13 protein-coding genes are annotated in these 8,042 nt (G+C 34.3%); 1 reads left to right on the top strand and 12 read right to left on the bottom strand.

Annotated features, from left to right (window positions below):
• A partial coding sequence (locus IPN31_05930) for an excinuclease ABC subunit UvrA (protein ID MBK8681435.1) occupies positions 1–345 on the top strand: 345 nt, incomplete at its 5' end.
• Here IPN31_05930 and IPN31_05925 read toward each other — a convergent pair.
• The 12 genes from IPN31_05925 to IPN31_05870 all read right to left on the bottom strand — a co-directional run.
• The gene (locus IPN31_05925; GenBank protein ID MBK8681434.1) at positions 340–747 is read right to left on the bottom strand and encodes a hypothetical protein; all 408 of its coding nucleotides are present in this window, start codon (positions 745–747) and stop codon (positions 340–342) included. The two genes, IPN31_05930 and IPN31_05925, sit on opposite strands and share 6 nt — an antisense overlap.
• Before the next feature lie 34 nt (positions 748–781).
• Positions 782–2,758 (bottom strand): hypothetical protein, encoded by a 1,977-nt coding sequence (locus IPN31_05920; GenBank protein MBK8681433.1) that lies wholly within the window; start codon positions 2,756–2,758, stop codon positions 782–784.
• An 8-nt stretch (positions 2,759–2,766) separates the two neighbouring features.
• Positions 2,767–3,333 carry a polysaccharide biosynthesis/export family protein gene (locus IPN31_05915; GenBank protein MBK8681432.1) on the bottom strand — a complete coding sequence of 189 codons (567 nt, stop codon included), beginning with the start codon at positions 3,331–3,333 and terminating at the stop codon, positions 2,767–2,769.
• A 263-nt stretch (positions 3,334–3,596) separates the two neighbouring features.
• The gene (locus IPN31_05910) at positions 3,597–4,271 is read right to left on the bottom strand and encodes a polysaccharide biosynthesis protein (protein ID MBK8681431.1); all 675 of its coding nucleotides are present in this window, start codon (positions 4,269–4,271) and stop codon (positions 3,597–3,599) included.
• Complete coding sequence (locus IPN31_05905; GenBank protein ID MBK8681430.1) at positions 4,241–4,654, bottom strand: polysaccharide biosynthesis protein; 414 nt, start codon at positions 4,652–4,654, stop codon at positions 4,241–4,243. The genes IPN31_05910 and IPN31_05905 overlap by 31 nt, the downstream gene beginning before the upstream one ends.
• Positions 4,655–4,662: 8 nt before the next feature.
• Positions 4,663–4,929: a hypothetical protein gene (locus tag IPN31_05900; GenBank protein MBK8681429.1), complete on the bottom strand. Its 267-nt coding sequence runs from the start codon at positions 4,927–4,929 to the stop codon at positions 4,663–4,665.
• A 41-nt stretch (positions 4,930–4,970) separates the two neighbouring features.
• On the bottom strand, positions 4,971–5,081 hold the full coding sequence (locus tag IPN31_05895; protein ID MBK8681428.1) for a hypothetical protein: 111 nt from the start codon (positions 5,079–5,081) through the stop codon (positions 4,971–4,973).
• A gap of 89 nt (positions 5,082–5,170) precedes the next feature.
• Positions 5,171–5,542 (bottom strand): hypothetical protein, encoded by a 372-nt coding sequence (locus tag IPN31_05890; protein ID MBK8681427.1) that lies wholly within the window; start codon positions 5,540–5,542, stop codon positions 5,171–5,173.
• A 223-nt stretch (positions 5,543–5,765) separates the two neighbouring features.
• Complete coding sequence (locus IPN31_05885) at positions 5,766–6,860, bottom strand: aminotransferase class I/II-fold pyridoxal phosphate-dependent enzyme (GenBank protein MBK8681426.1); 1,095 nt, start codon at positions 6,858–6,860, stop codon at positions 5,766–5,768.
• A 205-nt stretch (positions 6,861–7,065) separates the two neighbouring features.
• Entirely contained in the window at positions 7,066–7,326 is a 261-nt protein-coding gene (locus IPN31_05880) for a hypothetical protein (GenBank protein MBK8681425.1), read from the bottom strand.
• Positions 7,327–7,344: 18 nt separating this feature from the next.
• Positions 7,345–7,554 (bottom strand): hypothetical protein, encoded by a 210-nt coding sequence (locus IPN31_05875; GenBank protein ID MBK8681424.1) that lies wholly within the window; start codon positions 7,552–7,554, stop codon positions 7,345–7,347.
• A gap of 54 nt (positions 7,555–7,608) precedes the next feature.
• Positions 7,609–8,042 (bottom strand): sugar transferase (locus IPN31_05870; GenBank protein MBK8681423.1); only part of this gene is annotated, 434 nt, incomplete at its 5' end.

The raw sequence follows: 8,042 nt of genomic DNA, 5'->3' as shown, positions 1-8,042 counted from the left end.
ACCCTGAGTGGGGGAGAAGCACAACGTGTAAAACTTGCAGAAGAATTATCGAGAAAAGATACAGGAAATACTTTTTATATTTTGGATGAACCTACTACCGGATTACATTTTGAAGACATCAGGGTATTGATGAATGTAATTAATGATCTGGTAAATAAGGGAAATACCGTATTAATTATTGAACACAATCTTGATGTTGTTAAATTAGCTGATCATATTATCGACCTTGGTCCAGAAGGAGGACATGGTGGAGGGAATATTATTGCAAAAGGCACCCCCGAAGAGATCGTTAAAGTTAAAGAAAGTTATACAGGAAAATTCCTTAAAGCCGAATTGAAATTATAACTTTGTTTTTCCTGTAGATTTAAAAAATCTTTTCCATAATGGCTGATGAGAATCTTCATCGGTATAATAATCGTGGTAGGTTGAATCACCATATCCATAACCATATCCATATCCGTATCCATATTCAGTTCCACTTGCGTTCGCATCATTAACAACAATACATAAATTGGTCAACTTGTTGTGATAATATAACCTGTTAATATTTCCTATAAAATTTATTTTTGAATAATTTGCTCTAACTATATAAATGGAAAGATCAACCTTCGCCATTAATGGTAAAGCATCAGAAACAATTCCCACCGGAGGCCCATCGATAATTACATAATCGTAATTTGCTTTCAGGTAATCTAAAAGGATATCTGTTTCTATGCTAATCAATAATTCCGCCGGGTTCGGTGGCACAGGTCCTGCAGTTAAAATATCGCAACCGCATTCCTCAAGAAAATTGTATGCACTCTTCCGGCTTGTATTGTCTTATTAAAATATTACTTCCACCTTTGTCATTTTTTAATCCCAGTGCTTTGTGAATTTTCGGTTTGCGAAGGTCAAAGTCCACAAGTATTACTTTTTTGCCTATTGCACCAATTACATTGGAAAGATTAAGTGCCATAAAAGTTTTTCCTTCCCCGCTCACAGTTGATGTAATAGAAATTAATTGTCCATCTGTTTTATTATTGGTCAAAAAGTATTGAATATTGCTTCTTATAGTCCTGAATGCTTCAGCAATATGTGATTTTGGATTTTTAACAACAACAATTTGTGCAAGATCTGAGCGGCCTTTCAAATATTGTGGCAATACGCCGAGTAAAGGAATGTTTGTAGCTTTTTCTACATCCGGCACACCAATTATCGTATGATGGGATACGAACTTTAAATAAACATGAGCAAAACTTAAACCTAATCCCAACAACAAACAAATACCCCAAATTTGTGGTTTTACCGGTGCAACTAATCCACCTTTTTTTCCTGCATCAAGAATTATATAATCACTGCTCATTCCGGCAAGCGTAATTTCATATTCTGATTGTTTTTCAAGCAACAATAAATAATACTTTTCTTTGAGGTCATTTAATCTTGTTAATCGGGCGTATTCAGATTGAATTTCGGGAAGTTCTAAAAATTCATTTTCATATTTCCTTTGTTCTTCTGTGAGATACTTTTTGCGAACATTCAACTTCTCCTCGGCATTGGAAATTGCTTCTTTAAAATTTAATTTTACCTGATCTATCTGCCTGTTAATTGAGGCTAGACGAGGGTCGCTTGCCGGCACGCTCAAACCGAGATCTTCCCTTTCCTTTTCAAGCGATAATAACGAATTTAAATAGGGTGAAAAATCATTGAATTTAAAATCACCGAAATAATTGGCAAGTGCTGCTATGTCATTATTTTTATTATTTGTAAAATCTTTCAGCCACTGTAAACTTTTTTCTTCCAGCATCACTTCAAATTTCGACTGGTCAATGCCACTCAGTTTTTGCACTACATTTGTCTCCGACAACTCAGGGCTGATGATGAGGTTTTCCTTTTTAAAATCTTTTAGTATGGTTTCCTGATCGTAGAGTTCTTTTTCCAACGAGTCGATCTGGTCCTGTATAAATGAGATGATCAATTTTGCACCTGTTGCCTTTCTATCTAAACTAAGATTTACAATTTCATCAGCAATGGTATTTACAACATCCATTGATTTAGTGCTGTTTTTATCGCGGTAATTAATAATAATTTTCCCCCCATAGAGATTGTCAACATCAATATCGATTTCGCCTTCAATTTCTTCAGCTATAGAATTGATGTCATTGATCACAAAATAAAAGTGTTTGGAATAATTAGATTTGGCCTTATTTATCAAGTGCGATTTTATATTAAATGCAGGTGTATTATAACTTTTATCAAATTCATAGTCAAATTTCAGATCCTCGCCATTATATTCATACAGTATACTGTAATTTTTTTCATTGGTAATTTGAAAATCGATCTTTGAGCCTATAATTACTGAATCTATTATTTCTATTTCGGTAATAAAAGGTGATGCTTTATAAATCTCACCTGATTTAACACGTTCGCTGAGATAATAGGAAATATCCAAAGGCAGAGATTTAAGTGCCTGAATTTTATATCCTTTTGAATTTAAAACTGTCATTTCCTCATTAAGCCTGTCGGCATTTGGTGAAGACACCAATATTCCAAGATCTATCGAATTATCTTTTGACCTGTCTTTAAATTGAACATCAGCCTGAGATTCGTAAACCGGAGTTGCATATCTGATATACAGGAATGCAAAAACGAGAACAATAATAAAATAAATAACGATCCACCATCTTGTGATCCAGGCAACAGTTAAAAATAGTTTCCAATCAAACGAATGGTCTTCTGGTTGAGTTTTTGTATTTGATATAGGGAATTCGCTGTTAGACATTAGTTTTTTTATTTGTTCAGATTTGCAAAAAATGCATAAATAACAACTATACTGGAAACCGTTGTTATTATCGGGGATATCTCACGGAAAAAATGTGCATTTAGTCCGGGTTCAATATAAATGATATCATTGGGCATAACATAAGCTTGCGCTTTATTAATATCCTCTATCCCTGAAAGGTCTATTTCCTCTGTTAGTTTTTCACCATTTACTGTTCGCAAAATTTTTATTTTAGAGGACCGTGCGTTTTCGGGTATTCCCCCTGCTTGTCCTATTGCATCCAATACAGTTAAATCGGGTCGTGAAATCAATAATTGTTTTGCATCAGAACCACCTCTATAAATGGTAATAAATTTATTAGTGATAACAATATTCACAAATGGATCTATATAATATTCACTATATAACTTCGTTAACATCAATTCTGTTTCCTGCTCCGTTTTATTGTTTACATTAACCAGTCCAACGATCGGAAGATTTACCTCCCCATTTTGGTTAATGGTATATGGCATTGAATTTCTGATCACCTGAGGATTTAATGAATTCACATCAGTGGTGATCTGTGATTCTATCAATATATACCCTTTTAGGATAAATATATAATTCGATTACATCGCCTTGCTTTAATTTAAAATCGCGTGGAATGCTATCCAGAAAACTTTGGTATTGAAAATCTTTTTTGGCATCTAACATTCTGTTCGGGTGCATGATGCCGCAGGCTTGCAAAAACATAAAACAACAGGTAATAACAAAAAAGTTTTTTAAACCCTTGTAATTTGCAAAATGAGCCCTATAACCTTCAGATTTAAATTTATTCATTTTTATTTAGTGGGGTGATTTAGGTCAACAAATATAGACTTTTGTGTTTTAATCTCCTTGTGGTGCATCGTAAATATATTAGGTAATGTGCACGTAATTTTTCATTTTGTTTATCCAGCGTTTCGAAAGTAGAGTTTTGACTTATATATTCAGGGATCAAATCTTTCATAATTGCCACAGTTCTATCGGTATTATTCTTTTGCAGGGCTATCCAAAGCTGGTCCATGCAGCCACTTACATGGTCAGAATCCTGATGAGCGGTCAAGGCGATCTTAATTTTGTGATGATGTGTTGCCAATGTGTTTTCATTAGTATTCAAAAGTTCTTCATGCAATTTTTCTCCGGGGCGCAAACCGGTGTAAACAAACTGAATATCTTTCTCCGGTTTTAATCCACTTAATTGAACCATTTTAGTTGCCAAATCAGTAATTTTGATTGGAGAGCCCATATCAAAAAGGTAAATCTCACTGGTTTTACCCATCGTAGCTGCCTCTAACACTAATTTACAGGCTTCCGATATGGTCATAAAATACCTTGTAACATCCGGATGCGTTATGGTGAGTGGACCTCCGGATTCAATTTGCTTTCGGAAATAATTTACTACCGATCCGTTTGAACCTAAAACATTTCCAAATCGAGTTGTAATAAATAAGGTGCTGCAATTTAGATCCTTCGATTTTTCCTGAACATAAATTTCAGCAGCTCTTTACTTGCACCCATAACATTTGTAGGGTTTACTGCCTTGTCGGTAGAGATCATAATAAATTTTTCTACCTGATTCTGAACAGCTAGGTCAATAAGATTTTTTGAGCCGAAAACATTAACATGAATAGCCTCTAATGGGTTTAATTCCATAAGCGGTACATGTTTATATGCCGCGGCATGAAATACAATATTAGGTTGATGTTGATGAAATAATTGTGTAATTCTTCGATTATTTGTTATATCGCATACAATAAATTCGACTTCCAAACCCGGTAAGCGGCGCAGTCTGAAGTACAATTCCATTTGCAAATCAAATAGTGCAGTTTCAGCCTGATCGATCAATATTAATTTTTTCGGTGCATATGTTATCAATTGTTTTACTATTTACTTCCTATTGAACCGGCAGCTCCTGTAATTAGAATGATCTTTTGTGAGATCTGTAATTTAATATTTTCATTCTCTATCTGAATCTGTTCACGGCCTAACAGATCTTCTATTTTTATTGCACGCAGTTGATGCAGACTCAGTGTCCCTTTTATCCAATCCTCTACCGGCGGAACATATTTCACATGAATTTGATATAACAAACAGGTATCAACGATCTCATTTTTTTTATTGTTGTCAAGGTCGTGTATACCAATGATCAATTCCTTTACGGAATGTTTTTTAATAAGTTCATTTATTTTTTTTATGGATAAATTTTTACACCCTCTATTGTTTTATTAATCTTGGAATTGTTATCATCCAGAAAACCAATAATTTGATAATTTTTACTATTGTCGTTGCGCAATGCATTCAAAACACTTACACCTCGTCGGCCGGCTCCATAAATTATTACTGGTATTGGGGAGACATTGTGTTTTGTCGATTGATAAAATAATACTTTTATTACATATCTGCTGGAAGGCCAATAGCGATATATTTAAAACAACATGAATAATTGCTATTGAGGCAGGCAGGATCAGAAATGCCCCTCAAGGCTTGATTAATAAGTGAAATGGATATACAAATTATGGTGGCTGTAATTCCGGCTTTAATTAGGCGTTTAGCATCGGCAATTCCGCTGTGGCGAATAATTCCATCATAGGATTTAAAAATGAGAAAGCACAATGCAAAAATTGCAGTTGTTGCAAGTGTATTATTTACAAAATCGGAAAATGATATTATTTCAATATTAAAATTGAATCGCAATATATATGCTAAGCCATAGGTAAAAATGGTAATAACTATATCAAACCTAAGCACGATCCATTTAGACAAGATATGGGTGCCGAATTTCCTATTAATATAATTTTTCAAGTTGTCAGCCATAATTCTCCCATTGGATCAACTATCTGATTTTACGATCCTTATTTCAATCTCCGCTTTAAAAATTAAACAATGGAAAAGCCGGAGGCATTCTTTAACGCGAAAAACACGGGGTATTAACAAAGTTACGTGAAAGTGCTGTTTAAAAGATTTAAGGAGATTTCCGCTTAAGAATCTATGCCTTAATACATTCCTTAATAGTTTCGCATATTTCCGACAGGTCGTCGGGGTGAAGGGAAGAGCCTGATGGCAAGCATAAACCTGAGTTGAATAAGGCCTCAGAATTGCCATTATTAAAGGATGGAAAGGATGAGAATACGGGTTGAAGATGAAGTGGTTTCCAAAGTGGTCTGCACTCAATATTTTCATTTTCCAGTGCCGAGATAATTGTCAAATTATTTGTGCCCGTAAATGCCGGATCTACCGTAATTGTGGTAAGCCATCTGTTGCTGAAAGTATTTTCTAATTCCTGTAAAAATTCTATTCCGGGAGTATCTGAAAGTAATTCACTATAGAGTTCAAAATTTTTTCTGCGTTGCTGAATACGAGTTCGCATTTCCATCTGCCCGCATCCTATAGCAGCACAAATATTACTCAATCGGTAATTGTACCCAATTTCAGAATGTTGGTAGTGTAATGCTTTGTCTCGAGATTGCGTTGCAAGAAAACGCGCTTTCTCAATTGCATTTTTATCCTCTGAAAAAAGTGCACCGCCTCCTGATGTGGTTATGATCTTATTTCCATTAAAGGATAAAACACCGAATTTGCTGAATGTTCCGGTGTATCTATTGTTATATTTTGAACCTAAAGATTCCGCTGCATCCTCAATTACAGGAATTTCATATTCTTCCGCAATTTCTAAAAGCTCCTTCAATTTACAAGGCATACCATATAAATGCACTATAATGATCGCTTTTGGTTTTTTATTTTTATTTATGCAAAATTCAATAGCCTTTCGCAAAAGAACAGGATCCATATTCCATGTTTCCATTTCACTATCCACAAAAACAGGTATGGCTTTTTGATAAAGAATAGGATTTGCTGTGGCAGAAAAAGTAAAGGTTGGACAAATTACATGATCTCCGGCTTCAACTCCGCTTAATATTAATGCCAAATGAATGGCAGATGTTCCCGAATTCAATGCCGCACAATTTCCTCCCCCTAAATAATTTGCAATTTCTTTTTCAAATCTATCCACATATGGACCAAGCGGTGCTATCCAATTGCTCGCAAATGCCTCTTGAACATATTTAATTTCATTCTCCGACATATGGAGGGGATAAATAAATTCGTTTATTTTGAGTGAATGCCATTTAATACCTTTCGTATTTAATTTTTTGGTTTTATATACTATCTGAAAAATAGTTAAAATTGATTATTATGTAGGATCATGTTTTTTTACTGGGTTCCCAAAATAAATTCCTGGCTCTGTTATGTTTTTTGTGACAATACCTCCCATACCTATTGTTACATTATCACATATCTGAATATTTTGTTTCACTGCAAGAACCGGTTCCAAAATAAACGCAATTATGGATACGACAATTACCACTAATATTAGCGCCGGGACCTGTTGTGAAATAATCTCCTATCTCGCAATTGTGTCCTATTGTGGTATTTAAATTTAAGTGCGCATGTTTTCCAATTTTAATATTACAGGTTAATATGGTACCTGCAGTTATGATACTTCCCTCTCCTATTTCTACCCAAGAAGATATAATTGCATTTGGATGAATAAGTCGAGCAAAGTTGTTTCAGATGGTAAATTTTCTACAATCTTTTCTTTGAAATGGGTCGCCAACTGCAACAACTACATCAAAAAGTGCCGGGTTAAATTTGATTGCGGGATGATCTGAATACCCATAAATTCTGGGTCTAAAATTTTCGTCTGAAACCATAAAACTAACATATTCATTCATTTTTCTATCAGTCGGTTTTATTATATCAATAAGGCAACAAAGCACTTCGCTGCCAAAGCCGCCAATCCCAAATATGCAGGTTTTTTAATTACCATTTTTTTAATTAATTTTATTTTTATTATCTGCTATAATTATTGGTTTTCTTTCCACATCAAGATCCTTTAACTCCAAACTTGCATCCGGCTGTATATTCTTCCCTCTAAATATTACCCCAATTGTATTAAAAAATATATTAAGATCTAAAGCTAAAGATAAATTTTTAACATATTGAATGTCAAATTGAAGTCGATCGTTCCATGTCAAATTATTGCGACCGTTTATTTGAGCTAACCCTGTTATGCCGGGCCTTACCTGATGTCTGATTTTTTCTTCTGGTGTATAATATTGTAAATATTTTACTAATAGTGGTCGTGGACCTATTAAACTCATATCTCCTTTTAAAATATTTATAAGTTGGGGGATCTCATCTAGGGAACTCTTTCTTAATAAACGACCAAACTGTGTAAGTCTACTATTATCAGTATTATTTGTAG

This window comes from Bacteroidota bacterium, assembly GCA_016715425.1.
In the GTDB taxonomy this organism is placed as follows: domain Bacteria; phylum Bacteroidota; class Bacteroidia; order Chitinophagales; family BACL12; genus JADKAC01.
This window is presented reverse-complemented; position numbering and strand designations above follow the sequence as displayed.